The organism is Streptomyces sp. P17 (assembly GCF_032436805.1).
Lineage (GTDB): Bacteria > Actinomycetota > Actinomycetes > Streptomycetales > Streptomycetaceae > Streptomyces.
In genome coordinates this window covers 1-238 of record NZ_JAVRBF010001450.1, presented here as the reverse complement: position 1 = coordinate 238, position 238 = coordinate 1, and the positions used below count along the sequence as shown (strand labels likewise).

Below are 238 nucleotides of genomic sequence, written 5' to 3'. Positions count from 1 at the left end.
AACGATGCAAATTAATCCGGCTTAACCGTTCTGGTTCAACCATGCTAGGTGAAATTCCCGCTAAACGCTCCAGGTTGTACCACACCTCTCCAGCTTCAGTCGAGCTAACACCAGGACCTGCGATCAAGAGCACCTCTGGTAACTGTACCGGCGTAAAATTATGACTTCCCAGATCACTGCCACGGCTGGTTAATCCAGTGGTCAAGGTATACACCGGCAAGTTAAAACGTTCTTGTAT

Annotated in this window: 1 protein-coding gene; it reads right to left on the bottom strand. The window is 48.3% G+C overall.

The annotated features are described in order from the left end of the window. Nucleotides 1–205 (bottom strand): hypothetical protein (locus tag RMT89_RS45315; protein WP_315889580.1); only part of this gene is annotated, 205 nt, incomplete at its 3' end. Between the last annotated feature and the right edge of the window lie 33 nt (nucleotides 206–238).